The organism is Pseudomonas sp. GW821-FHT09D08 (assembly GCF_059416305.1).
The window spans coordinates 1-662 of the sequence record NZ_JBWKOX010000049.1 but is presented as its reverse complement, the minus strand read 5'-3'; the positions used below and the strand labels follow the sequence as shown (position 1 = coordinate 662).

General features: G+C 65.6%; 1 protein-coding gene. It reads right to left on the bottom strand.

Features of this window, described 5'->3' with window-relative positions:
* A partial coding sequence (locus AC07OP_RS31605) for an AMP-binding protein (RefSeq protein WP_495103288.1) occupies positions 1-662 on the bottom strand: 662 nt, incomplete at both ends.

Genomic DNA, 662 nt, shown 5'->3' with positions numbered 1-662 from the left:
TAGCCGCTGCGGTTGCCCAGCAACGTGCCGATTGGCGCGTAGACGGCGCCGCAGGGGTCGCCCTTGCGCGCCTTCCACAGCAACGGCGTGACCACGGTTTCGGTCGGGCCGTAGCCGTTGAACAGGTAGGTCGGCTTGAGCGCGCGCCAGGCCAGGTCGTAGCTGGCTTGCGCCACCGCATCGCCGCCAAAGCAGTAGACCCGCACTTTCGGTGGATTGCCGTCGCGCTCGGCATGCTCGGCCAGTTGTTGCAGGTACACCGGCGGGAACACCGCCATGGTCACGTTATGGCGATGCATCTGCGCGTAGGTGTACTCGGGCAGCCATAGGCTGTCGTCACGGACCAGCACGCTGGCGCCGTTGATCAGCGGGTGCATCCAGCCTTCGTGGGAGCCGTCGAAGGCGAACGACATGAAGTGCAGTTCGCAATCGGCCGGCGATGTTTCATAACGCTCGCCGGTGGCGATGATGTGCGCCACCAACGGGCCGTGGGACACCGCCACGCCCTTGGGCATGCCGGTGGAGCCGGAGGTGTAGATCACGTAGGCGAGGTTGTCGCCGTCCAGCGTCACGTTTGGCGCGGTGTCGCTGTAATCGGCCCATTGCTCGGTGCGATCGATGGCCAGCGTCTGCATGCCGTCGGGAATCGGCAGTTGCGGCAA